The organism is Microvirga roseola, from assembly GCF_020866965.1.
Taxonomy (GTDB): domain Bacteria; phylum Pseudomonadota; class Alphaproteobacteria; order Rhizobiales; family Beijerinckiaceae; genus Microvirga; species Microvirga roseola.
In genome coordinates, this window is record NZ_JAJATX010000047.1 from 1 (window position 1) to 24,038 (window position 24,038).

General features: G+C 60.0%; 22 protein-coding genes. 12 read left to right on the plus strand and 10 right to left on the minus strand.

From position 1 onward, the window contains the following. Positions 1–1,882: methyl-accepting chemotaxis protein (locus tag LG661_RS19250; RefSeq protein ID WP_230533538.1), on the plus strand; the 1,882-nt coding region annotated here is incomplete at its 5' end. A 420-nt stretch (positions 1,883–2,302) separates the two neighbouring features. Here the strand turns inward: LG661_RS19250 and LG661_RS19255 are convergent. From LG661_RS19255 to LG661_RS19280, 6 genes are all read right to left on the minus strand, one after another. Then, positions 2,303–3,061, minus strand: a complete 759-nt coding sequence (locus LG661_RS19255) for an iron ABC transporter ATP-binding protein (RefSeq protein ID WP_230533539.1) — start codon at positions 3,059–3,061, stop codon at positions 2,303–2,305. After that, the gene (locus LG661_RS19260; protein WP_407666751.1) at positions 3,058–4,005 is read right to left on the minus strand and encodes an iron chelate uptake ABC transporter family permease subunit; all 948 of its coding nucleotides are present in this window, start codon (positions 4,003–4,005) and stop codon (positions 3,058–3,060) included. The genes LG661_RS19255 and LG661_RS19260 overlap by 4 nt, the downstream gene beginning before the upstream one ends. 10 nt (positions 4,006–4,015) lie before the next feature. Further along, a complete protein-coding gene (locus LG661_RS19265) occupies positions 4,016–4,975 on the minus strand; it encodes an ABC transporter permease (protein WP_230533540.1) in 960 nt (319 codons plus the stop codon). A gap of 108 nt (positions 4,976–5,083) precedes the next feature. Beyond that, positions 5,084–5,947, minus strand: coding sequence for a siderophore ABC transporter substrate-binding protein (locus LG661_RS19270; RefSeq protein ID WP_230533569.1), 864 nt, complete (start codon positions 5,945–5,947; stop codon positions 5,084–5,086). 113 nt (positions 5,948–6,060) lie between these two features. Then, entirely contained in the window at positions 6,061–6,819 is a 759-nt protein-coding gene (locus tag LG661_RS19275; RefSeq protein ID WP_230533541.1) for a siderophore-interacting protein, read from the minus strand. A gap of 32 nt (positions 6,820–6,851) precedes the next feature. Next, entirely contained in the window at positions 6,852–8,927 is a 2,076-nt protein-coding gene (locus LG661_RS19280) for a TonB-dependent receptor domain-containing protein (protein WP_230533543.1), read from the minus strand. A 402-nt stretch (positions 8,928–9,329) separates the two neighbouring features. Between LG661_RS19280 and LG661_RS19285 the strand changes: the two genes are divergently transcribed. From LG661_RS19285 to LG661_RS19305, 5 genes are read left to right on the plus strand one after another with little or no spacing between them, the layout of a single operon-like run. Continuing rightward, positions 9,330–10,763, plus strand: a complete 1,434-nt coding sequence (locus LG661_RS19285; protein ID WP_230533544.1) for a glycosyl transferase family protein — start codon at positions 9,330–9,332, stop codon at positions 10,761–10,763. A gap of 40 nt (positions 10,764–10,803) precedes the next feature. Continuing rightward, positions 10,804–11,814, plus strand: a complete 1,011-nt coding sequence (gene exbB / locus LG661_RS19290; RefSeq protein ID WP_230533545.1) for a tonB-system energizer ExbB — start codon at positions 10,804–10,806, stop codon at positions 11,812–11,814. Between the two features lie 4 nt (positions 11,815–11,818). Continuing rightward, positions 11,819–12,268: a TonB system transport protein ExbD gene (gene exbD / locus LG661_RS19295; protein WP_230533546.1), complete on the plus strand. Its 450-nt coding sequence runs from the start codon at positions 11,819–11,821 to the stop codon at positions 12,266–12,268. Then, a complete protein-coding gene (locus tag LG661_RS19300; protein WP_230533547.1) occupies positions 12,265–13,197 on the plus strand; it encodes an energy transducer TonB in 933 nt (310 codons plus the stop codon). Before exbD ends, LG661_RS19300 begins: the two co-directional genes overlap by 4 nt. 31 nt (positions 13,198–13,228) lie before the next feature. Further along, positions 13,229–13,666 carry an EamA family transporter gene (locus LG661_RS19305; protein WP_230533548.1) on the plus strand — a complete coding sequence of 146 codons (438 nt, stop codon included), beginning with the start codon at positions 13,229–13,231 and terminating at the stop codon, positions 13,664–13,666. 221 nt (positions 13,667–13,887) lie between these two features. Here LG661_RS19305 and LG661_RS19310 read toward each other — a convergent pair whose 3' ends face one another. Beyond that, positions 13,888–14,217 (minus strand): cupin domain-containing protein, encoded by a 330-nt coding sequence (locus tag LG661_RS19310; RefSeq protein WP_230533549.1) that lies wholly within the window; start codon positions 14,215–14,217, stop codon positions 13,888–13,890. A 182-nt stretch (positions 14,218–14,399) separates the two neighbouring features. Further along, positions 14,400–14,780: a response regulator transcription factor gene (locus tag LG661_RS19315; protein ID WP_230533551.1), complete on the minus strand. Its 381-nt coding sequence runs from the start codon at positions 14,778–14,780 to the stop codon at positions 14,400–14,402. A 429-nt stretch (positions 14,781–15,209) separates the two neighbouring features. Between LG661_RS19315 and LG661_RS19320 the strand changes: the two genes are divergently transcribed. The 3 genes from LG661_RS19320 to LG661_RS19330 all read left to right on the plus strand — a co-directional run bounded on the left by LG661_RS19320 (position 15,210) and on the right by LG661_RS19330 (position 17,917). Further along, complete coding sequence (locus LG661_RS19320; protein WP_230533553.1) at positions 15,210–17,228, plus strand: M10 family metallopeptidase C-terminal domain-containing protein; 2,019 nt, start codon at positions 15,210–15,212, stop codon at positions 17,226–17,228. 26 nt (positions 17,229–17,254) lie between these two features. Next, positions 17,255–17,482, plus strand: coding sequence for a hypothetical protein (locus LG661_RS19325; RefSeq protein WP_230533555.1), 228 nt, complete (start codon positions 17,255–17,257; stop codon positions 17,480–17,482). Between the two features lie 255 nt (positions 17,483–17,737). After that, positions 17,738–17,917 (plus strand): hypothetical protein, encoded by a 180-nt coding sequence (locus LG661_RS19330; protein WP_230533557.1) that lies wholly within the window; start codon positions 17,738–17,740, stop codon positions 17,915–17,917. Between the two features lie 526 nt (positions 17,918–18,443). Here LG661_RS19330 and LG661_RS19335 read toward each other — a convergent pair. Both LG661_RS19335 and LG661_RS19340 read right to left on the minus strand, forming a co-directional pair. Further along, on the minus strand, positions 18,444–19,625 hold the full coding sequence (locus LG661_RS19335) for a CaiB/BaiF CoA transferase family protein (protein ID WP_230533558.1): 1,182 nt from the start codon (positions 19,623–19,625) through the stop codon (positions 18,444–18,446). A gap of 5 nt (positions 19,626–19,630) precedes the next feature. Continuing rightward, positions 19,631–20,614, minus strand: a complete 984-nt coding sequence (locus LG661_RS19340; RefSeq protein ID WP_230533560.1) for a hydroxymethylglutaryl-CoA lyase — start codon at positions 20,612–20,614, stop codon at positions 19,631–19,633. A gap of 310 nt (positions 20,615–20,924) precedes the next feature. Between LG661_RS19340 and LG661_RS19345 the strand changes: the two genes are divergently transcribed. From LG661_RS19345 to LG661_RS19355, 3 genes are read left to right on the plus strand one after another with little or no spacing between them, the layout of a single operon-like run. Next, on the plus strand, positions 20,925–21,902 hold the full coding sequence (locus tag LG661_RS19345; protein ID WP_230533561.1) for a Bug family tripartite tricarboxylate transporter substrate binding protein: 978 nt from the start codon (positions 20,925–20,927) through the stop codon (positions 21,900–21,902). Between the two features lie 22 nt (positions 21,903–21,924). Then, positions 21,925–22,353, plus strand: coding sequence for a tripartite tricarboxylate transporter TctB family protein (locus LG661_RS19350; protein ID WP_230533562.1), 429 nt, complete (start codon positions 21,925–21,927; stop codon positions 22,351–22,353). A gap of 36 nt (positions 22,354–22,389) precedes the next feature. After that, positions 22,390–23,922, plus strand: a complete 1,533-nt coding sequence (locus tag LG661_RS19355; RefSeq protein WP_230533563.1) for a tripartite tricarboxylate transporter permease — start codon at positions 22,390–22,392, stop codon at positions 23,920–23,922. Positions 23,923–24,038: the final 116 nt, after the last annotated feature.

The following is a 24,038-nucleotide window of genomic DNA, read 5'->3' on the forward strand; positions in this document are numbered from 1 at the left end:
AATCACACCTCAGCCCAAATTAATAGGTCCTGAGCCTAGCGAATGCGCCTGCATTGGTATGATGTATCGTATTGAAGGTGTAAATACACATTGCATTCTCTGGAATTTGTCAGATCCGCTTAATAAACATTTATTGATTCATACAAATACTTCTGCCTGTGAGTCGAGGGTTTATTTCGCGGGGGCGAACATCATGATCTTTTCATCTCGAAGCTGGTCCATCCGGACAAAGCTGCTCATGGTGCTCGCGATCCTTGCTGTCCTACTTATTTCATCGGTTGGTGGGGGCTGGATCGGGATCAGCTCGATGTATGCCTCCATCAACACGATTTACATCGACAGAGTTGTTCCCCTGCGCGACCTGAAAGTAGTCTCCGATCTCTATGCCGTTAACATTGTAGATGCATCTCACAAGGTCCGAAATAATAACATAAGCTGGACCGATGCATTGAAAGGAGTCGAGGAGGCACGAGCCGAGATCGACAAGCGCTGGTCAGCCTACAGCGTGACCTACATGGATGCAGAGGAGAAGGCTCTTGCACAGGATGCCGAGCGGCTGATGAGAACGGCCAATGTCGCCGTCGACAAACTCGTGGCTATTCTCAAGCGTCAGGATCATGCAGTGCTGGTCACCTTCACGGCTGTCGACCTCTATGCGGCCATTGACCCGGTCTCCGACGCCCTGAGTAAGCTCGTGAATATTCAGCTCGACGTTGCTAGGGCAGAGGGTGAGAAGGCCGAGACCCTTTATATCTTCCTGAAAAGTGCCTTTGTCGCGGTTGTGTTGCTCGCGGCCATCGCTCTCGTTCTTGCGGCCAGAACCGTGGTGGGCGGGATATCGCGTCCTCTAACTCGGATTGCCAATCAGATGCGGGTACTGGCAGAGGGCGACCTCGGTGTGACCGTCACCGGAGCTGAGAAACGGGATGAAGTGGGTACGCTCGCGCGAGCCCTCCAGGTGTTCAAAGATGCGATGATTGCAAAGAGGACTGCGGATGAGGTGGCAGCCTTGGAAGCCGACGCCAAGATGCGCCGTGCCGAGGCACTCGACCAGCTCACCAGACACTTCGAGGCGAATGTATCCGCTCTCACGAACGGGCTATCGTCCGCCGCCACGGATATGGAGGCAACAGCTCAGTCGATGACAGCTGTTGCCGACCAAACCACGACTCAGTCGGTCAATGTAGCCTCGGCTGCCGAACAGACCTCCGCCAACGTGCAGACCGTGGCTGCAGCAGCAGAGGAGCTGTCGATTTCTATCCGCGAAATCGCCGCCCAGGTGAACCAGTCTTCCAGCATTGCAGAGCAGGCGGTGCACAATGCCAAGCGCACGGATATCACCGTGCAGGAACTCATGGCCATGGCGGACAAGATCGGCAATGTGGTTCAGTTGATTCACACCATTGCGAGCCAGACCAATCTGCTGGCGCTGAATGCCACTATCGAGGCAGCGAGAGCCGGTGAAGCCGGCAAGGGCTTTGCCGTGGTGGCTACGGAAGTGAAGGAGCTCGCTAGTCAGACCTCCCGGGCTACAGAGGAAATCTCGGCCCAGATCGCTTCGGTGCAACAGGCGACACAACAGACGGTGGGAGAGATCCAGGAGATCGTGCGAACCATCGCCGAAATCTCGCAGATATCCATCTCGATTGCGGCTGCGATGGAGGAGCAGGGAGCGGCAACAGTCGAGATCGCCCGCAACGTACAGGAGGCGGCACATGGCACGGAGCAGGTGACGGGCAACATTGCCGATGTGCAGAGGGGGGCCGGAGATACCGGCGCTGCCGCCTCTCGGGTTCTCTCTGCTGCTCGCGATCTGGCCCGCCACTCCAGCAGCTTGGGTCTCGAGGTCGAGAGCTTCCTCTCTGGGGTGAAGGCCGCTTGAGTTCCCTAGGGCAAATGCGTCATGGAAAGCGGCGACCAGTATCGCCGGTTGAACTCGTCCGCTTCTCGATCGGGACTTGGCACGCCGTACGGTGGTCAACGTGACAGCGCCCTCGAACCCACGCACAGGGGACAGGCTGCACAACAGAGTGGATTAAGTCTCTGATCGGAAAACGAATGTCAGGCATGAAGTAGAGGATGACTTGGCTTCTGCCTTTAGGCAGTAAGCTGACGTCCAATGGAACGTTCGAAAGGACGGCCAATGACCCGGTGCAGAAATTGCAAAGCATCGGATCAGCCAACCTGACCAGGGCGTCGCTTTAGACATTGTGCACGGACAATCTCCTGCGCGGCAAAACGTCTGCTCCAGCATAGATGTGAGGCTGGTGGCGAACTCGCAGCCTGGCTGAGGTTTGTGCAGTCAGGTGTAGTAGATTGAGATTTTTCGTCCCTGAATCTCCTGGATTTCAACATCCATGTCGTAGACGTCCCGGATGACCTGGGTCGTCATGATCGCGTCGGGAGGGCCGTGGTGGATGACCGCTCCATCCCGCATCGCCACCATGTAATCCGAATAGCATGACGCGAAGTTGAGATCGTGCAGGACGAGGACGACGGTCTTGCCCAGGTCGTCGGCTGCCCGACGCAGCAGCTTCATCATGCCGACCGCATGCTTCATGTCGAGATTATTCAGAGGTTCGTCGAACAGCACATAGTCCGTATCCTGGCAGAGAACCATCGCCACATAGGCCCGCTGGCGCTGGCCGCCGGAGAGTTCATCGATGAAGCGGTCGGCCAGTTCCTCGAGCATGAGATAGCCGATGGCGGCGGTAGCCTGCTTTCGATCCTCCGGCGTTAGGCGCCCCTTGGAATAGGGATAACGACCGAACTCCACCAAGTCGCGCACAGTCAGCCGGGCCGGAATACGGTTCTCCTGCCTCAGGATGGACAGGCGCTTCGCCAGAACGTCCGACGGTGTCCGGGTGACGTCGAGCCCATCCGCCGTCACCGTTCCGGCCGACATTGGCAGGAGGCGGCTAATCATCGACAGGAGGGTGGATTTGCCGGCGCCATTGGGGCCGATGATGGAGGTAATGCCGCCCTGCGGAAACCGGAGCGACACATCCCGGACGACCATTGTATCGCCATAGGACTTGCTGGCGTTCGATACCTCGATCAACGGGCGGCTCCTTTCATCAGCAGGGCGAGAAACAGGAGCCCGCCAACGAAGTCGATGACGATGCTGAGCGCCGTGTCGAAGGCGAAGATGCGCTCGAGAATGAGCTGTCCGCCAACAAGACAGTTGATCGCCAGCAAGACCGCGGCAGGCAGGATGAAGCGGTGCTTGTGGCTGCCGACGATCTGGTAGGCCAGATTGGCGACGAGCAGCCCGAAGAACGTAACCGGGCCCACGAGGGCCGTCGAGACGGACACGAGCACCGCCACCAGCAGGAGAACGACTGTGACGACCCGGTCATGATCGACGCCAAGGCCGATGGCGGCGTCGCGGCCCAGGCTGAGCACATCGAAGCCGCGCAGGAAGCGCCAGCCTACGAGCGAGGCTGCAATGATCACGGTGCTCGAGATCGCAAGTAGTTCGCCGTCGATGCTGTTGAAGCTCGCGAACAGGCGGTCCTGCAGTACAACGAACTCGTTGGGATCGATGATCCGCTGCATGAAGCCCGAGAGGCTGCGGAAGAACACGCCGAACACGATGCCGACGAGGATGAGCAGGTGGAGGCTCCGGCTCGTCCCGGAGAAGAGCCAGCGGTAGAGGATGCTCGAGAACAGGACCATGGCGAGCACTTCGAGCGCGAACACCAGATACGGGCTCAGGTTCGCGACGCCGGCAGCACCGATGGAGAAGATCAGCGCGGTCTGAATGAGGATGAAGAGCGCATCGAACCCCATGATCGCAGGAGTGAGGATCCGGTTCTGACTCGCCGTCTGGAACAGGACCGTCGAGACCGCGACCGCATAGGCCACGAGCACCATAGTCAGGACCTTCGTGCCCCGGAAAGGCAGGATGAAATCCCAGCGTCCTTTCGCGCCGATCGTCATGAATGCCGCGATCAGCCCCGCGGCCAGGACCGCGAGGATCAGGAGCACGTGAAGAGGATGCAGCCGCTTCGTATCAGGCAAGACGCTCGCGCCTCCTGAGCAGGAGAGCCAGGAAGAGACCGCTGCCGACGATTCCCATCACGGCCCCGATGGGAATCTCGAAGGGGTGGTACACGATGCGTCCGATGATATCGCAGATCAGCACGAGGCCCGCGCCGAACAGGGCGATCCATGGCAGGGATCGCCGCATGTTGTCGCCCATCATCAGGCTGACCACGTTCGGCACGATCAGGCCAAGAAACGGCAACATGCCGACCGTTACCACGATGACGGCCGTCACCATTGAGACGATGACGAGCCCTAGGGTCATGACGCTGCGGTAGCGCAGGCCGAGATTCGTGGTGAAGTCCCGCCCCATGCCCGCAAGCGTCAGGCGGTCGGCCGCGAGATAGGCGAGCACCGTGAGGGCAAAGCCCAGCCAGAGCAGTTCGTAGCGTCCGCGCAGGACGCCGGAGAAGTCGCCCGTCGTCCAGGCATTGAGGGACTGGAGCAGGTCGAAGCGGTAGGCGAGGAAGTTCGTGGCCGCCTCGATGATCCCGCCGAGGATGAGGCCCACGAGCGGCACCATGAGTGCGGAGCGCAGCGGAACGAGACGGAGGATGCGCAGGAACAGGGCCGTACCGGCGAGCGCGAAGAGGGCCGCGACCGTCATCTTCCCTATGAGCGGCATGCCTGGGGCGACGAGCGCGACCGCAAGAAGGCCGAGGCTTGCGGATTCGACCGTGCCCGCTGTGGATGGCTCGACGAACCGGTTCTGAGTCAGCATCTGCATGATCGTTCCGGCGACCGCCATGGCCATGCCGGCGAGGATGAGCGCAAGCGTGCGGGGCACGCGGGAGACCAGCATCACCTGGGCGGCGCTCCCGCCGTCCTGTGCGAGCAACGTGCTGAGCGAGATGTCGCTGACGCCGATGAACAGGCTGGTCGCAGCCAAGGCCAGGACGGCGAGAAGAGCGGGCAGGAGGCGGATCACGGTCGTTTGGAAGGGCCTGAAAGGGTTCTGTCGGTTTCGTCTCAAAAGAGAAAGGCGGGTCGTCCGGAAGACGACCCGCGATACGCCCCTGGAGGGTGTAAGCCAAGACTATTTCTTGCCGATGGCCTTGGCGATCTGGTCGACGCTCGCCTGCATCGCCGTCAGGCCGCCGCCGACAAGATACCAGTTGACCGGATCAAGATAGACCACTTGGCCGCTCTTCCAGGCCTTGGTCTGGTTAACGAGTTCGTTGTCCAGCAGACGCTTGGCCGCGCCCTCGTTACGGCCCACGGCGGTGTCCCGGTCGATCACGAACAGCCAGTCCGGATTCGTCTTGAGGATGAACTCAGAGGAGATGGCCTGGCCGTGGTTCGTGATGGTGAGGTTCTCCACGGCTGGCTGGATGCCGAAACCCGTGTGCAGAACGCCGAAGCGAGAACTGGGCCCGTAAGCGCTCATCTTGCCACCGGTCGTGAGAATAAGAAGGCCCTTTCCGGCCTTCGGGGCCTGCTGGCGCAGATTCGCGATCGAGCCCTTGAGCTTGGTCACAAGCGCCTCGGCTTGGCTTTCCTTTCCGAAGACCTTGCCCAGGAGGCGTGCGTTCCGGATGACGCTTGCGACATAATCGTTCGGGTCCGTCGAGAGATCGATGGTCGGCGCGATCTTTGACAACTCGGGATATTTCACGCGCGAACGGCCGCCGACGATGATCAGATCGGGCTCAGCCGAGTTGACTGCTTCGAAATCCGGCTCGAATAGCGTGCCAACCTTCTCATACCGATCGGCGGAATATTTCGACAGGAAATTCGGCAGGCGTCCCGTAGGCACTCCGGCGATCTCGATGCCAAGCGCGTCGAGTGTGTCAAGGGAGGCCAGGTCGAAGACGAGAACCTTCTTGGGGCTCGCGGGAATAGCTGTCTCACCCTGCGCATGCTGGATCTTGATATCCTGTGCATGGGTAAGACCCGTCATGGCTCCAAGCGCCAGGGTGCTGGCCAGAAAGGTCACAAAGGTCAGGGAACGGCGTGTCAGTGCAAGTGGCATAGTTTTTGCTCTTCGATTATTGCTGTAATGAGCTTCTGTATTCAGTCTTCGACATGATCGTGGCCGCCGATGCGGCCCGGGCGCCAGTAGCCCTCGGAGGAGATCTGGTCACGTCCGAGGCCCTTTGCGATAAGCGTGTGGCGCTGGCGGCGAACATTGCTCGTCTCGCCGATAATGTAGGCGTGCCCCCTCCCAGGCGGCGGAGAGAAGTCCTCGATCACGGCGGACATGAGCTCGCTCGGACCGGGCGGCGCATCGCCCCGGTGGACCCAGCGGACGGCGGTATCGGCCTTTGTGTCGATGGCGATCTCGGCCTGCTTGCCAGCGACCTCAATGAAGACGAAAGCCTTCAATCCGACGGTCATGGTTTCGAGGATATGCGCAATGGCCGGAATGCAGGTCTCATCCCCTGTCAGGAGATGCCAGTCGGCTTCCGAGCGCAGCACGGTTCCGCCGCGTGGACCCTTCGCTTCGATGGTATCGCCCGGCCTGGCCGCCCGCGCCCAGGTAGGCGCAGGCGTATCGCCATGCAGGACAAAATCGATGCTGATCGTTCCTGCCGCCGGATCCATGGAGCGGATCGTATAGTCGCGCCGCCCCGTCTCGCCGCCCGGCAGAGGAATCATCAGCACGAGCGCCTGGCCCGGCTTGTAGGCGAGTTGGCCAATATCGTCCGCCGTCAGGATGACGCGGCGCATGTTCGGCTCCACGTCGAAGCTGTCCACGACGCGCAGAGTCCAGCTCCGCATCGGAGGCCGCTGGCGGGGCTGACCGGTCGTGCCGGCATGGGTTATGTGCATGGTGCCATTCCTGTTGCGTTACTCCTGCCGCATCAGAAGGTTGCCGAAAGGCCCATCCAGAAGCGGCGGCCTTCGACCACCGTATTGTAGTCGGTCGGCTCGATCTCCTTGTCGAAAATGTTGTAAATTGCGGCATTCAGTTTCAGCTGATCCGTGAAGGCGTAGGACGCGCCGAAATCAACTGTCGCATAGGCATCATACTTCCGGCCCGGCGTGTTGTTGATGAGCACCGGCGTGCCGTTCGTGCCGATCCGCGCTCCAGCGACGATCTCGACGCCGTGATAGTTGAGCGCCGCCCAGGTCGTCAGGCCGGCAACCGGCGTAATCCAGTCCACACGCGCGTTGGCCATGTGTTCGGGGGTGCGGGCCAGGGGGAAGCCGATGAAGTCGCCGGTCTTCTGCTCGGAATGGGTGAAGGTGTAGGTTCCGCGCAGCGATATTGTGTCCGTCGCCCGCCAGGTAGCGGCGAGTTCGACGCCCTGAATAACGGCATCGTCGATGTTGTAGTTGTACCAGAGACGGTAGTTCGGATCCTCGGACCAGCGGACGGGGTTGCCTGCCGCATCCAGCACCAGCGCATTGGTGATCTTGTCCCTGAAGTCGGTGTAGAAATAGGTCGCGCTGGCGGTGAAACCGTCGAGGCTGTCCCACAGGGCAGCCACCTCGTAGCTCGTGCTCGTCTCTGCCCGCAGACCGGGATCGGCAATGATGACGCCGCAGGTTCCGAATGGCCCGTACGTACATCCTCTGCCGCCCGTCGTGTAGGCATAGCCCGGCGCAATCTGGCGGATTTCCGGCGCGCGGAAGCCTGTGGACACGCCGCCCTTCAAGGTAAGGTTCGGGGTCGTATGCCACACCGCATATGCGCGGGGACTGTAATGGGCACCGTAGATCTCGTGATGATCCATGCGCAGCCCGCCCGTGAGGGAGAAGGAGGGGCTGAATCTCCACTCGTCCTCGGCATACAGCGCCCACTGGTTAACCTCGAAGGTCTCGTCATGCCCGGTGCGACGGCCGGGGTTCTGGTCGATCAGCGTGGCGTTGAACCACTGGCCGCCGGTCACCAGCGTGTGGGTACCGAGCAGATCGAAAGGCGTCGTGAACTTGCCGTCGACCACCGTATTCCTGATCTCGGGCGAGCGCAGGTTCTTCGTGAACAGCGATGTGAAGGGATCCTCCGAATAGCTCCGCCGCTCGGCCCATTCCTGCTGAATGGAGAACTCTGAAGTCGTCCACCCCCAGCGGCCGATATGTGTTGCCGACCAGTGTTTGCGGTCGTTGTCGTTGTAGGTGTCGGCAGATAGTGGCTCCAGCGTTCCGAGCACTGAGGCGCTGCGTCGCACTCGCGTGAAACCGCCCTCGAGCAGGAAGTCGTGGTTCACATGCGGTGTGAAGGTGAGGCGACCGCCGATACTGCCTTCCCTTGCGCCGGTGATTCCACTGATGAACTCGTCCTCGGCGCGCCCGTAGCCACGCCCCCAGACCTGGAGCCCGAGCATTCTGTGAATGAGCGGGCCGCCAGCATAGAAGGTGCCCTGGGCCGAATTGCCGAATTGGCTGTGCTGCTGGAGCGTGGCGTCCGTCTCGACTGCACCGACCCAGGCGTCCGCCACCTTGCGGGTGATGATGTTAATGACGCCGCCCATGGCGTCCGAGCCGTAGAGCGAGGACATGGGGCCGCGAACGACCTCGATCCGCTCGATCGCAGAAAGCGGCGGGATGAAGCTCTGCTCGAAGCCCGAGTTGCCGTTGGTGCGGGCATCGCGCGTGCTCTGCCGCTTACCGTCGACGAGGATCAGGGTGTAGGTGCCGGGAAGGCCGCGGATGAAGATGTCCTTCTCGTTGGCGACGCCGGTGACGGCGACGCCTTGAACCTCCTGCAGAGCGTCCGTCAGGTCGCGGAATGCGCCTTTCTCGAGTTCCTCGCGCGTGATGACGGAGATGCTCGCCGGTGCGTCCTTCACGGTCTGCTCGAAGCCGGCGGCGGTTACGACCAGCTGATCGAGATTGATCACGTTGCCTGCCACCGGCGCGGCGCTTTCTGCCGTCTGAGCGAGGGCCGGAGCGAATTGCAATGCGGTCGAAAGGCTCGTGCATGCGAAGAGCATGAGGAGCGTCCGTCTCGCACGGCGCTGCACCACCATATTGCTTTGCTCACCGCAGCACCGTTTCCCGCCGATCCCCTCCACACAATACGGCTGCGCCACATGTCCGTGTGCTGCAAATACGGCTTCGTTGTTCTGCTGAAACGCGGCGGGAAACTCACTCATCTGTCCGAAACCTGTCGTTACAAAGCTGATTGGTGACGAGCTAGTAGGTTCAGCGGAAGACAAGGGTCAACGCCTATGTTTGAGAGCTATTCTGAGTTCAGAAAAACGCAAATTGTAATAGATCTAAAGTTTGCCCCTGCATCTTGAAAGATCTGTCGAACTGGGGAATAGGCAGGGCACTTGAAAGATCCCTACCGAACTCCCGGTTTTTCGTGAGTCGATGTTGAAGACGAAACGGTTTTGAGCGCTACGCCAGAAGAATCCATCCTGAAGCTTGGGCGTCTCCGTCTGCTGCTGGCACTTGATGCCTTGCTCATGGAGGGGAGCGTCAGCCGCGCAGCCGAACGGATGGGCATCGGTACGCCGGCAATGAGCAGGCTTCTTGGCCAGATCCGTGAGATTTATGGCGATCCGATCTTCGTGCGGTCGTCGCGGCGCCTGATCCCGACGCCCTTCGCCGAATCTCTGCGCCAGAGACTGCGAGCCCTGGCTGCGGAGGCGGAGGCCCTCCTTCAAACGCGCGACTTGTCACGGGAGAAGCCTGATATCGACCCTTCGACCTGGTCCAGTCCCCCACTCATTGACGCGGCACCGCTGACCACGCGACCAGGCATCCGACTCGAAGGTGAGCCGCTTCCGGAGGATTTTGCGCGCAAGCTTGCCGCAATCGAGAAGGCTGAAGACCCGCGAAAGCGGCTTGCAAAACATGTTGCGACAACCAGCGTTGGCATCGGGCAGAGCCGTCCACTGACGATAGACGAGGCGGAGGATGCGTTCTCGGTCATTCTCGACGGCAGGGCGGATCCCGTCCAGGTCGGCGCACTGCTCTCGGTGCTGCACTACAGGGGAGAAACTGCCGCAGAACTGGCGGGTATGGTTCGGGCTGGAAGGAAGCATATCGGCGTGCCGAATAGGTCAGTTCCTGCCATTGACCTGGATTGGCCAGCCTACGTTTCTCCAAAGTCTCGAAGGTTTCCGTGGTTCCTCCAGGCGGCGCTACTGGTTGCGCGGGCCGGATACAGGGTTCTGCTTCATGGAGGCGACGGCGGAGACGGTACGAGAGGCATGCTCATCTCCGCAGCCGATGCCGTCGGCATTCCCGTCTGCACGAGTTCCGTCCAAGCCGCCGATGCCATTGCCAAACACGGGATTGCGTATCTCCCCATTGCTGCGATGTCCTCGCAGCTTCATCGCCTGCTATCGCTTTACGGCCTGCTCGAAACGCGGTCTTCCGTGAACTCCCTCATGCCTATACTCAATCCGTTTGGTGCCTCTGCGAGCATCATGGGCGTGGTGCGTCCGGCGTATCGTGAACTGCATCGCGATGCAGGAGCCCTCCTCGGGAGCAGGAATCTGACTGTCATTGGCACGAGCCGCGATGCCGCAGAAGCAACTCCCTTCCGCTCGAGCAATCTCGTCCGGCTCGTCAATGGAAAAGACGACGATCTTTTTCTTCCTGCGATTGCCGAGCCGAAAGTCCTTCCTTTGGTGGGAATGACGGGCCTCGAGTACTGGCAGGCTCATTGGACGGGAACGGTGAGGGATGAACGTGCCGCGAAAATCATCAATGCCACTGCAGCTGTGGCACTCCTCACTCTCTCGGGTGGAGATGCGGCCCAATACGACAAGTGTCTGGCAAGGGCAGGGGAACTTTGGATGGCCCGCAGAAAGTAGTGAGCGGTTCGATTGGAGGCGTAGGACAATGAGAGAGACAATGACCAAATCCCATACCGAGCGTTCAGCCTTCGTGGCGCGTTGGCTTTCTGCCGCGCCGGGCACTATCGCGGCCTTACTGGTGACGATAAGCGCCGTCTCCGCTCAGGAGCCGGGGTCTTTCACCCCCGGCCAGCCTCCTGCAGTGGAAGAGCAGCGGGTATCCGGGAAGCCCGCATCGCTGGTAACGCCCCCGCCCGGCGAAGGCTTGCAAACCGTGCAACCCAGCCCTGTCGCAGCCGCCGAGGCAGAAAGCAATCCGCAGCCCTCCCTCCAGGTGCCGCACGATCTTTCCCCTTGGGGCATGTTCATGGCCGCCGACATGGTGGTGAAAGCCGTCATGCTGGGACTGGCCCTTGCCTCGCTTGCAACCTGGACCGTGTGGCTTGCCAAGGGACTTGAGCTGATGGGCGCCAAACGGCGCGCCCGCAGGTCTGTCGAGGCATTGAGCGAGGCCGGCAGCCTGGCGCAGGCAAGGGAGAAGGTGGCAAGCGGAAGGATCAGGCGCGGGCCTGTCGCCATCTTGCTCGAGGCGGCTTTCGCGGAGGCGAAGCGCTCCGAGACCCTGCCGCCAGACGGCATCAAGGAACGGGCGTCCATATCCCTCTCGCGGATCGAGGCCCGCGCAGGCCGGCACATGACCCGCGGCACGGGCGTGCTGGCGACCATCGGCTCCACGGCTCCCTTCGTCGGCCTGTTCGGGACCGTGTGGGGGATCATGAATTCCTTCATCGGAATCTCCAAGGCCCAGACCACCAATCTGGCGGTCGTTGCCCCCGGCATCGCCGAGGCGCTACTCGCAACCGCCATCGGCCTCGTCGCGGCTATTCCGGCCGTCGTCATCTACAACATCCTCGCCCGGGCGATCGCCGGCTATCGCAGCCTGCTCTCGGATGCCTCGGCGGAGGTGATGCGCCATCTCTCGCGCGATCTCGACCGGCGCACGCCGACTGTGTCTCCCGTAGTGGCACTCCAGAGCACGGCGGCCTTGCGGGCCCGCAAGGCGGAGTAAGCGCATGGGCGTGCGGCTCAACGAAGGCCCTGACGACGATCTCGCCGAGGTCAGCGAGATCAACGTCACGCCGTTCATCGACGTGATCCTGGTCCTGCTCATCATCTTCATGGTGGCCGCTCCGCTGTCGACCGTCGATGTCGCCGTCGACCTGCCGACCGCGAACGCCAAGCCCCAGCAGCGGCCCGACAAGCCGATCTTTCTGACCGTCAAGGGCGATCTCGCGCTCGCGCTGGGCAACGACACGGTTGCGCGGGAGGAACTGCAAGCTATGCTCGACCAGCAGACTGGGGAGGACCGGGAGCAGCGCGTGTTCCTGCGTGCCGACAAGGCGGTCGCCTATGGCGACCTCATGGAGGTCATGAATCTCCTGCGCCAGGCTGGCTATCTCAAGATCGCCCTGGTGGGGCTTGAGGCAGCACCGGCTTCGCCCGACGGAGCACCGCAGCCATGAGCACCGAGTTCGGCGACAGGAGAAGCGGGTGGCGCACATTCCTACGCTGGAGCGGCGCAGCCACGGTCGTGGTCGTCATGCACCTGGCCGGTGCCTGGGTCATTGCGCGTCAGCATTCAGATGAGCCGTCGGCAGGCGCGCCCGCGCCCGCCATCATCCTCGAGCTTTCTCCGCTCCCCGTCGCTCCTGCCGCCGAACCGCTTGACGTGCCCCCCGGACCCGAGATCAGCGAGTACCAGCCCGAGCCCGTCAGCGAGACGCCGGAGACGGATACCCCGGTCGAGACCGAGGAATCGCCCCCCCCCGAGCCCGAAATCGACCTGCCGGAGCCGGCCGAGCCGGTCTTCGCAGAGCCGAAACCGGTCGAACCCGTGGCACAGGCGGAGCTTCAGATGCCGGAGCTTCCGTCAATCCCGGAACCCGCCGAGGCCGTTCTTCCGCCGCCACCCCCGCCTGAAAGAAGGGTAGAGGAGAAGCTGCCTGAGCCCGCCAAACGGCCGGTACGGCAATCGCGTCGCTCGCCCAAGAAAAAGCAGGTTAGGCCGCAGGGCAAGGCGACAATGGCGCCGCCGCATTCGCAGGTGGCTGCAGTCCGGGCGCCGGCAGCGCCTGCTCCCGGAGTCTCATCTCCACTCTCCGGCTCGCCGGCGAACTGGCACAGGGCAATGATCGCCCATCTCAACCGGGCCAAGCGCTATCCGCCCGAGGCTAGGTCGCGCCGGGAGGAGGGAGTTGTGCGCCTGAGCTTCTCCATTGACCGGAGTGGTCGCGTCACCGGCTACCGGATCGTTGGCAGTTCGGGATCATCCGCGCTCGACCGGGAGGCGCTCGCCATGATCCAGCGTGCCTCTCCGCTCCCCGCCCCACCGCCTCAAGTAGCGGGCGCCCGCATCGACCTGATGGTTCCTGTGCGCTTCAATATCGATTGAGCCGCCGCCCCTCACACGCACGAGGCACACGATGAAACTGATCTTTCTGTCATGGCAGGCTTGGGCACTGCTCTCGGCCGCGTTTGCAGCCCTGACCGCCATCTTCGCCAAGGTCGGGATCGAGCACGTCAATCCAGACTTCGCCACCCTCATCCGTACGGTGGTGATCCTCTGTGCGCTCGGAGCCATCCTCGTCGGAACGGGACAATGGCAGCCGCTCGGATCGATTTCAGGTCGCAGCTACGTCTTTCTCGTGCTCTCCGGACTGGCAACGGGAGCGTCGTGGATCTGTTACTTCCGAGCTCTTAAGCTCGGCGATGCTGCGCGGGTGGCGCCCATCGACAAGTTGAGCGTCGTCCTAGTCGCCTTGTTCGGTGCCGCTTTACTTGGTGAGCGACTGTCGTTGTCCAACTGGCTCGGCGTTAGCTTCATCGCTGGCGGCGCGATCCTGGTCGCCTATAAAGGCTAGCATGTTCCGCTTCCCTACAGGCCCAGCCTGCTGCTAGCCCGTACTCCTCGAGCTCATGAGGGGGCGAGCCAGACAGGGAGAACAATCGAACAGAGATCGGCGACATGACCCCCGGTGAGCATGTGCCGCCAGATAGAAAAGAATAAGAGATCCGCCCCAACGGATGAGCTTGTTTAGTAGTTACGGCCTCTGCCTAGCGCTCGGAAATAAGGCTCTGATCATCACTTGGGAAACAGGATCGTGAGCAGCAGAGAGGCGTCCTCAAGTCCCTTGAGAGCATGCCTGACGCCGCCGTCGAGATAGATCCACTGCCCGGCGGAAAGCTCCAGGCTGCTGTCGGGAAGTTCCAGCAGGATTCTTCCCTCCAGGCAGTGCAAAGTGATCTGCCCAGGAACCTCATGGGATGCGATGTCCCGTCCGGCCGGAACGACCAGCCGGATCGCCTCGAAGGCTTCGGTCTTCACCAGAGCCGTGGTTTTTGCTCCCGCCAGCCCCGGCCCGAGCGGCTGCAGGTCAACGACATCTCCAGATCTCACGCGTTTCAGCGCCATGGGACTGTCCTTTTCACATCGGCCATTGTGGCCTCCTGCCTTCCACGTCGGCAGATAAACCTTGATAACTAGATACTTTGCTCCAGTAAGTGATGCGTCGGATACTCCGCTGGACGGCGCTGATGGCCGGAGTGGCATCGGTAGACTGTCACCCCAACGGGGCTCAGATGCATCCCGGTAAGCTAGGCGGGGACCGCCAGTGCGCTACGGATCTCGTCGAGTAGCGAACCATCCTCAAGCGGCTTCTCCAGCACCTGGCGGAAACCGGAGCGTCGGGCGTGCTCGCGAAGGTCCGGCGAGACCTTGGCCGTGATCAGAAGCGCCGGTAGGTCCACATGCTGGTGCCGCAGGCGGTCCACCAGGGTGATCCCGTCCATGCCGGGCATCACGTAGTCCACCACAAGGCACCCGCTCTGCGGTATCGCGGGGTCTGCCAGGAGCTGCCCGCCGCTTTCATAGACGTGCACTTCGAGCCCCTCCTGCTCCAGAGCGAACTTCAGCGACTGCCGGACGGCGGCATCGTCCTCAATGATGAGAATGATGGGTTCGGGGATCATCGGCATGGTAGGCCCTGCTGCACTGATTGCGGGCATCCTCCGGCCTGCATAGTTCAGGACCTGATATGCCCCCAGGAGTCCTTGTGCACCATTCAGGAATTGCCCTTAAGGATCCGGCGCTGCAGGGCCCGGCCACCCATTCAGACCTCCTCGACCGGAGGCTCTGAATCACACCTCAAACCAAATTGATAGGTCCTGAGTCTGATTTGATCCCGGCACGATCCAAATGGTCTAGGCCATCCGCCCGAATAGATCGGGCGCTCCCTGCTCATTATACCAGTATCACGCTGATGGGGTTTGCAGGATAAATTTACTATCCCACAATAAAATATGCAGTAACCGACCCGCTTACCTGCATAAAGTATTTTACGGTTAAGTGATGAATTTGCCTTAGCCTAATAAAATATCAGAACAGTATTGCACTTGGATGGTTCTATGCCTGTTGTTGCTTTCTACCGCTTGACCGGCGATGCCTACATCGATGGTGTTCTGGGCGACTGCAAATGGGGGGTCAACAACTTCAGCTACAGCTTTCCGACCAGCGGCTCTCTGTATGGCTACAAGTACGGCTCGGGCGAGAACGTCACTAATTTCGGGGCCTTCGACGCATCCCAGCAGGCGGCCACCCGCGACGCCTTGAAGATGTTTTCCTCCGTCGCTAACCTCAGCTTTACGGAGATCGCCGAGACTTCCTCCCAGCATGCGGACCTCCGCTTTGCCATGTCGGACAAACCCAGCACCGCTTGGGCATACTTCCCCAGCACGGCGGGGGAGGGTGGTGATGCCTGGTTCAATAAGTCCGGCGGCTACTATAACCAGCCTGTGAAGGGCGACTACGCTTATCTCACGTTTCTGCACGAAACCGGGCATTCGCTCGGCCTGGAGCATGCGCATGAGTGCTATGTCATGCCGCAGAACCGGGACTCGATGGAGTACACGGTCATGAGCTACCGCTCGTATGTGGGAGCCTCCACCACAAGCGGATACGTGAATGAGAAATTTGGCTATGCCCAGTCGCTCATGATGTACGACATCGCCGCCCTGCAGCACTTGTACGGCGCAAATTTCAGCACCAACCCCGGAAACACGACCTACTCGTGGAGCGCGACAACCGGCGAGATGGTGATCAACCGCGTTGGCCAGGGTGCGCCCGGCGGCAACCGCATCCTCATGACCGTCTGGGACGGCGGCGGCATCGACACCTACGACTTCTCCAACTACGGGACCAATCTGAAGATCGATCTGCGACCGGGGGAGTGGACGACCACATCCACGGCCCAGCTGGCCAAGCTGCGCTGGGATGGCTCGAAGATGGCTGCCGGCAACATCGCCAATGCGCTGCAGTACAAAGGTGACGTACGCTCGCTCATCGAGAATGCCGTTGGCGGGTCGGGCAACGATATGATCATTGGAAACCAGGTCAACAACTTCCTCAAAGGTGGGGCAGGAGATGACAGGGTGATCGGCGGAGCCAGAGATGATATTCTCGATGGAGGCTCGGGCTACGACACAGCGGTCTTCAGCGGGGTGCGCTCGAACTACACCGTCGCGAAGCTGTCGGATGGTTCCGTCCAGGTGACGGATCTGCGCTCCGGCGCACCGGATGGCAAGGACCTGCTCTGGAATGTGGAGGCGTTCCAGTTCTCGGATGACACCCGTTCCTTGGCCGAGCTGGGCAGTGACCATGTCACCATAGCCTCCACGCCTGCCCCGGTAGAGCCTGCACCGCAGAACCTGTCGCTGACGGGCACCAGCAGCAATGATAAGCTCTATGGTGGGGCAGGTAACGACAAGCTCTGCGGCAAGGCTGGCAATGATATCCTGACGGGCGGGGCAGGAAGCGACTATGTCAGCGGCGGAACCGGTACAGACACCGCCAGCTATGCGACCTCCGAGGCGGGCGTGCTGGCTGACCTGAAGTATGCGTCCCGGAACACCAAGGCTGCCGCCGGCGACGTCTATGCGAGCATCGAGGGCCTAGTCGGCAGCCGGTACGCGGACAATCTGCGCGGCAAGGATGCTGCGAACATGCTCAAGGGCGGGGCGGGCAACGACAAGCTCTATGGCCGCGGCGGCAACGACAAGCTCTGGGGTGGTGACGGCAACGACCTGCTCATCGGCGGAAGAGGGAAGGATGCGCTCTTCGGGGGAGCTGGCGCGGATGTCTTCGACTTCGACTCTATCAAGGGCTCCCTACCGGGCGCGCGGGATACGATCAAGGATTTCGAGCGCGGAGTCGACAGGATCGACCTGCGCACCATCGACGCCAACAGCAATGTGAGCGGCAATCAGGTATTCTCATTTGTCGGGAAGTCGGACTTCACCGGGAAGGCAGGTCAGCTGCAGTTCAAAAGCAGTGTATTGTCAGGCGATGTGAACGGTGACGGAGTTGCTGATTTCAAGATGAATGTCTCAGGCGTGTTCTCACTCGCCAAAGGCGACTTCCATCTCTGATACCTACAGCCCGAAGGAGAGCCGACATGAGCGAGTGGGTCGACTTTGACCAGTGGAAGGACTGCACCCGCCCGAAGCGGCCGGGGTACGTCTTCGAAGTGACGAACGGAGAGGGGCAGAGCCTGCTGACCGCCTGCACGACACCGCTCCAGTTGCCCTTCGACTGGAAGTCCGCCCCCTTACGCTATCGGCCGGTGGCAGAGCCCAAGCCGCACCACTCAATGCCTATCCCAAAGCCGCAGCAGAGGCCCTGATCCGAACCATCCGCGCAGGGGATCCGGTGCGCAGAGACCCGCTCATGATTCTAAGGGCCGCTTGGTCATGCCGTTGAACCAGAGATCTGTCCCGGTTCGCCATGTCGGGCACAACCTGGTATTTCCCCGCTCTGTTCGGCAGCGTCAGCCTCTACCCTCCTTCTCCGAGTGGCTTCTCGTGGAGCTCGGGGTGAGGGCTCAACTTCCTCTCGGCAAGATGTAAAGCATGGGTTCTGGCATCCGCTGGTGACCGGAATGATTGCGGGACCACGCACGATGGAGCAATGGCGATCCTATTTCGATGCTCTGGCTGTATCGTTATCCGTTGAGGATGAGCGCGCCGTCGATGCGGTCGCGCCCCCTGGGACCACGGCTATTCCGCGCTACACAGATCCGGCTTACCCGATCGAGGGACGCCCGCAGCGCACCGATTGAGCGGGCAGGTTGCTCCTAACATTTTCCGCTGCTAGGGGACTCAAGAGGTTAAGTTCGGCCACTCTCTTCACCAGTTGCCGGGATTCACTGTCGAATGTGGAGGCGGGGCGCCTGCAGAAAGGCCTCGAATGCGTGCTGGTCGGCTTAGATCTCGCACAAGACAAAGTTGCATCTTGGCTCACGTCGTCAGAGGGCGTCGGAGACAGGGTAGCCCGGCTCGTGCCGGAGTGGGGCTTTTGCCGCCGGGGTGTGTCACCTCCCACCTTACAGCCTGATCCCGTTGTTGTTGGCCTACGCATCGGGTGGCTGCGGGATCGCAGGTGCAGTGCCGGTATTCATCCGCCTGCTACCCAAGAGTGAGCTAAATCCGGACCATGCCCGATGCATTGCTCTTGTCCTGTCTTGGGGAACGGTGAACCGGTGACCAGCTAACCGACCTGCGCCTGCTGCCGCTGAGCCATTCCTCATTCGGGCGATTGAGCACCTGAGACCGCTTTCAGTCTGCCCGTGCTCCCGTTCGGCTGTCTCAGAGAGCTCCAATCTCTCGCAGGGCCTTAACCTCGCTCGACGAATATCCGGCTTCTGCCAAGACAGTATCTGTATCCGCACCGAGGTCAGGCGCCGGACGATTGATCCGGCATGGCGTCTTCGAGAGCTTCATAGGAAAGCCCGTCATCCGTACGACGCCATGAGCGGGATGCTCAACATCGATCACCATCTCCTGATGGAGAACTTGCGGATCCTCAAAGACTTCGCCAAGGGTTTGCACACGGCCGCAAGGAACGCCTTCCGCATTGAGCCGCTCGATCCAGTGGCCCTGCGTCCTATACTGCATCGCCGCGTCAATCATTGCATTCAGGTCCGCTCGGCGTTCAACGCGCTTAGCATTTGTATTGAACCGATCGTCGTCTAGAATGTGGGCAAGTCCAATGGTGCGTAAGAAGCGTGTCAGGGTTGGAGTTGTTGATGGAGCAACTGCAACGAATCCGTCGGAGGCGCGGAACAGACCATAAGGCGATGCAATCGGGTGATCATTTCCTGTCGGTGGGGGAGTTTTGCCAGTCGCCAGTTGTGCGGCGGAAAGATAGGCCATCATCGACAGCATACCATTCAGCATGGACGCCTCGACTTGTTGACCCTTACCACTTTGGTCTCGCACCCGTAGCGCCGCGAGTACACCAAGCGCGGTGTAGAGGCCCGCTACCAGATCCGTCAATGGCGGGGCGGCGCGAAGCGGTCCGGATTCCGGCGTGCCGTTGACTGACATAAAACCGGACATTGCCTGAGCGATGAAGTCGAATGCAGGACGTGAGGCATATGGACCTGTTGAGCCGTAGCCATTGACGCTACCAACGACAAGGCGGGGATTGATTTCCTCCAGAGCCTTGGGCCCGAACCCCATACTGTCCAGGACGCCGGGGCGAAAATTTTCTACAAGGACATCAGCATTGACGAGGAGCCGGCGCAGTACCTCCTTGCCCTGAGGTGTCTTCAGGTTAAGTGTAACTGAGCGCTTGTTCCGGTTGAAGCTCGCGAAGTACCAGGACATTCCTTGGATAATCGTGCCTTGCGTGCGAACGTGATCCCCATCCGGAGACTCAATCTTGATTACCTCGGCGCCCAGATCGCCAAGGAGCATTGAACAGAACGGTCCGGAGAGAATACGCGTAAGATCGATGACGCGAATTCCGGAAAGTGGCTGATCCATCTCGACTAACCCGCCGCTGTCGCAACAGCATCGGAGTCGAAGCGGCGTAGTCGCGACCCAGCTTTCATGATCTGCCCGGGCAACTCACGGCCAATCACTGCTTCAGTCTTCTGCGCAACAGCAATAACCTTCTCAAGATCAACCCCTGTTTGGTAGCCACTCTCCTCGAGGAGATACACTAAGTCCTCCGTGCAAATATTTCCGGTCGCTCCGGCGGCGAACGGGCAGCCTCCGAGCCCTCCTATCGAGGAGTCATAGCGTGTGACGCCTTCTGCCAGTCCGACCATGACGTTCGCGAGGCCGATCCCTCGGGTATTGTGAAAGTGCAGTGTCACTGCCATCTCCGGCACCGCCTCACGTAGAGCGGCGAGAACCGCTCGTACTGTCTTTGGTGTTGCCATTCCTGTCGTGTCGCCGAGATTGAGATCTTCGATGCCGAGATCCCGATAGAACCGGGCGATGCGGACAACGGAATCTGTTGGGACTTCTCCCTCAAAGGGGCAGCCGAAGACAGTAGCTATGCCGCCTTGCACGCGCTTGCCTGCAGCCCTAGCAATTTCGACGACGGGCGGAAACCGCTGCAGTGTATCATCTATCGAGGCATTGACGTTCTTTCGGCTATGAGTCTCTGACGCGGAACAGAAAAGCCCCATGATATCAACTTGGGTACGTGCTGCCCGTTCGGCTCCACGTGTATTCGGGACGAGGGCGGTCAGTGTCACATCCGGCCCGCGCTCTATTCCTGAAAGCACTTCTTCCGCGTCTACGAGCTGCGGCACGGCGCGGGGAGAGACGAAGGAAGTGACCTGGATTTTTTTTATGCCAGCATCGATCAGTCCGTTCACGACTGCAATCTTGTCGTCTGTTGGAATTTGCCTCTTCTCGATCTGGAAGCCATCACGTGGTCCAACTTCGCAGATTTCTATGCGCGCACCGGGCACGACTGGGCTCACGCTAGGACTAACACCCGCTTTGGCTAGCTCCACCATGTTCTTTCTCCCTGCACGCTAAAATTACTCAGGAACAAGTGATTTTCAAATCAATTGGTCACTTGCGGTGCAATTGACCATATTAGAGGCTGGAACAGGCCGTTTCAAATGGCTCTTTCTTCGCACCTGCACAATATTGAATATACGTATCGATCTGCACATTCAGGAATCCTTGGATGTGGAGACCATAAGTACTACTTTTGAAGCAGGGATTACTTGACTGTTGAATGGAAAGGGTGGCATCAGAAGGACAAGCGTCGTGGCATGCTGAAGATTGCATAAAAACTGCGCAGAAAAAGGGAGAACGTTAATGCTCACAAAACGCCTGCTGCAAGTTGCAGTCACTGTGGCTGTCCTTGCTAGTCCAGCCATGGCTTTCGAGCCCTCCAGCCCGGAATGCATCGCGCCAGCCGCACCCGGTGGAGGCTGGGATTTTACCTGCCGAACCGTAGGCCGGCTTCTAAGCGAGCAGAAGTTGGTGCCTGGAAATGTACAGGTCACGAACATGCCCGGCGCAGTTGGCGCGATTGCGTATGCTAATGTTGCCTCCAAGCGCAACAATGATCCGAATCTCATCGTCGCAACGTCGACTGTCGGCGTAACCCAGATCGCTCAGGGTAAGTATCCAGCCAAGCTGGATGCGGTGCGGTGGCTTGCGATGCTCGGCGCCGATGTCGGCGCTGTTCTGGTCAAGAAGGGGTCTAAGTACGATAGTCTTGATGCGCTTATGCAAGCGCTCAAAACTAGCCCGGATAAGGTTGTGGCGGGTGGCTCCTCAGGGATCGGTGGGTATGATCACCTACGCCTCCTCATGCTTGCGCAGGAGGCAGGGGTATCCAAGGAAGATCTCAGAAGGATCCGTTGGGTGCAGTTCGAGGGCGGGGGGGATGCGGTTACGCAACTCCTCGGTGGTCAGCTCGACGTCGTTCTAACCGATGTCGGTGAGATCGCCGGGTTCATCAAGTCAGGTGACGTGACTGCCCTCGGGGTGCTGAGTGACGATCGGCTGCAGGCCTATCCAAATGTTAAGACGGCCAAGGAGCAGGGGGCTAATGTTATAGGCTACAACTGGCGCGGCTTCTATGTCGGCGGCGACGTCTCGGACGAAGCCTACAATGGTTGGGTCGACATAATGCAGAAGCTCTACAACTCGGACGGGTGGAAAAAAGCGGCTCAGGATGCTGGGCTAACGCCGGTCTGGCGCGGGGGGAAGGAGTTCCAGAACTTCGTCCGGGAGTCCGAGGCGAGGATGGCGGACATCTCAAGGTCCATTGGCGTCATTAAGTAGGGTACGCATCGTGGATGCTCGCATGAGCGATCGAATTGCGGGGGCGATTTTCCTCGCCCTCGCAGTTTGGTGCTGGATAGCCGCCGGTGAATACGCTGTTGATTTCAGCGACCCTGCAGGTCCTGCCCTGTTTCCACGGATGGTCGCGCTTCCGCTTGGTCTGCTCTCGCTTTTCCTGATCATCAGGCCCGATCCGGACCCAGGGTGGATTAGGTGGCCTCAAGTAGCAGGTCAGATCGCCACAATCGCCGTTCTGTTCGTGTATCCGGCTTTGCTGGAGCCCGCAGGATTCCCGCTGGCCACAATGCTCGCGACAGTAGTGCTCGCAAAAATCCTGGGTGCAAGCTGGTTGCAGGCGGTGCTCGGCAGTATCGTGGTGAGCTTTGGCCTTTTCATTCTCTTCGACTGGGGATTTGGTCTTCCCCTCCCGATCGGCTCGATCTTCGGCTGAACAACGCCCAGTGGGACAATAATTCAAGGAGCTGCGGTGGAAACGGTCGGATTTCTCCTCAATGGTTTCCAGGAAGCATTAACCCCGCTGAACATCTTTCTTGCGCTGGTCGGCTGCTTCATTGGGACGATCATTGGAGCGCTTCCAGGGATAGGCCCAGTCAATGGTGTTGCGATCCTGATCCCGCTCGCATTTACACTGCAACTGCCGGCGGGTTCAGCACTAATCCTCATGTCATGCGTCTACTATGGTTGTATGTATGGTGGACGCATCTCATCCATCATGTTGAACATTCCCGGTGATGAACCGGCAATGATGACCTGTCTTGACGGTTATCCGATGGCCAAGAGCGGAAAAGCGCCAGAGGCGCTGGCGATATCCGGCATAGCATCGTTCGTTGGCGGTGCCACATCAACCGTAGGACTGATGCTCTTCGCTCCCATCCTCGTTCAATTCGCCATCCATTTTGGGCCGGCGGAATATTTCTCCTTATACGTCCTCGCCTTTGTGACGATCGGCGGAGTCACCGGGTCAAATCCGGCAAAGACTCTGCTCGCAGCGACAATCGGCCTGATGCTTGGAACCGTTGGCCTCGACCCACAAAGCGGTGTCGCTCGTTTTACCTTCGGGGACATTCATCTCTACGACGGCTTTCAGCCTATTGTTGCGATTGTCGGCCTGTTTGCCATTTCCGAAGTTCTGGTCCTGCTAGAAACACATCACAGCGAGCGCACTGGCGCGCTGCCTGTCAATCGCGCCTTCGCTCGCTGGGCTGATATCAAGGGAACATTCGGCACTATGATCCGTGGATCTGGCGTCGGCTTCATTGCAGGAGTTCTGCCCGGCGCAGGCGCATCGCTTGGTTCTTTTCTTGCCTATACGATCGAACGCCGCATTTCGGACGAAGGCAACACCTTCGGCACTGGAAATCCGAAAGGCGTCGCAGCACCGGAGGCGGGTAATAATGCAGCGGCAGGTGGTGCATTGGTGCCTATGCTCGCTCTTGGCGTTCCGGGTTCCGGCACCACTGCCGTGCTCCTCGCGCTCCTGATTTCACTTAATATCACCCCGGGGCCGCTCTTATTCCAGGACCAGCCGCAGCTCGTGTGGGGGCTCATCGCTTCTCTGTTCATGGCGAACGTCTTCTTACTCCTTCTCAACCTGCCACTCGTCGGCGTCTTCACGCGGATGCTATCGATTCCACTTTGGGCTCTCATGCCATTCGTAGTGATGATTTCGTTTGTAGGTGTTTATTCTATCAGCCACTCGACGTTCGATTTGGTGGTGATGGCCGCCTTTGGCATCTTCGGCTTCATCCTTCGCAAGCTTGACATCGCCTTGGTGCCCGTTGTGCTTGGCCTGCTGCTCGGCAGCGCGATGGAGGCAAATATGCGGCGTGCACTCGCGATCTCGGCTGGAGATCCATGGATCTTCGTCTCCAGCAGCATCTCAATCGGCCTTTATGTTGCGACTGCGCTCTTCTTGGTTGCTGCCATATACATGGCAGTAAGCAATCGTCCCCTTATAGATAAGCCAAACGAAGATGAGAAAGGGTTGAACGCCGATTAGGGATGGCTTCTTTTGCCATCTTGGTCACGCTGCAGTGCAACTCATCGGATTGCCACAGCGTCGGTGCGACAGTTCCCGATCTCATCTTTCTTTTGCAGCTCTCGGCGAGCAAAGAT

What these genes read in the sequence shown, in the direction of transcription:
- LG661_RS19270 (WP_230533569.1), bottom strand. Translation starts at nt 5,947, where the DNA reads ATGACGGGTCTTACCCATGCACAGGATATCAAGATCCAGCATGCGCAG.
- LG661_RS19275 (WP_230533541.1), bottom strand. Translation starts at nt 6,819, where the DNA reads ATGCACATAACCCATGCCGGCACGACCGGTCAGCCCCGCCAGCGGCCT.
- LG661_RS19280 (WP_230533543.1), bottom strand. Translation starts at nt 8,927, where the DNA reads ATGCTCTTCGCATGCACGAGCCTTTCGACCGCATTGCAATTCGCTCCG.
- exbB (WP_230533545.1), top strand. Translation starts at nt 10,804, where the DNA reads ATGACCAAATCCCATACCGAGCGTTCAGCCTTCGTGGCGCGTTGGCTT.
- exbD (WP_230533546.1), top strand. Translation starts at nt 11,819, where the DNA reads ATGGGCGTGCGGCTCAACGAAGGCCCTGACGACGATCTCGCCGAGGTC.
- LG661_RS19300 (WP_230533547.1), top strand. Translation starts at nt 12,265, where the DNA reads ATGAGCACCGAGTTCGGCGACAGGAGAAGCGGGTGGCGCACATTCCTA.
- LG661_RS19305 (WP_230533548.1), top strand. Translation starts at nt 13,229, where the DNA reads ATGAAACTGATCTTTCTGTCATGGCAGGCTTGGGCACTGCTCTCGGCC.
- LG661_RS19310 (WP_230533549.1), bottom strand. Translation starts at nt 14,217, where the DNA reads ATGGCGCTGAAACGCGTGAGATCTGGAGATGTCGTTGACCTGCAGCCG.
- LG661_RS19315 (WP_230533551.1), bottom strand. Translation starts at nt 14,780, where the DNA reads ATGCCGATGATCCCCGAACCCATCATTCTCATCATTGAGGACGATGCC.
- LG661_RS19320 (WP_230533553.1), top strand. Translation starts at nt 15,210, where the DNA reads ATGCCTGTTGTTGCTTTCTACCGCTTGACCGGCGATGCCTACATCGAT.
- LG661_RS19325 (WP_230533555.1), top strand. Translation starts at nt 17,255, where the DNA reads ATGAGCGAGTGGGTCGACTTTGACCAGTGGAAGGACTGCACCCGCCCG.
- LG661_RS19330 (WP_230533557.1), top strand. Translation starts at nt 17,738, where the DNA reads ATGATTGCGGGACCACGCACGATGGAGCAATGGCGATCCTATTTCGAT.
- LG661_RS19335 (WP_230533558.1), bottom strand. Translation starts at nt 19,625, where the DNA reads ATGGATCAGCCACTTTCCGGAATTCGCGTCATCGATCTTACGCGTATT.
- LG661_RS19340 (WP_230533560.1), bottom strand. Translation starts at nt 20,614, where the DNA reads ATGGTGGAGCTAGCCAAAGCGGGTGTTAGTCCTAGCGTGAGCCCAGTC.
- LG661_RS19345 (WP_230533561.1), top strand. Translation starts at nt 20,925, where the DNA reads ATGCTCACAAAACGCCTGCTGCAAGTTGCAGTCACTGTGGCTGTCCTT.
- LG661_RS19350 (WP_230533562.1), top strand. Translation starts at nt 21,925, where the DNA reads ATGAGCGATCGAATTGCGGGGGCGATTTTCCTCGCCCTCGCAGTTTGG.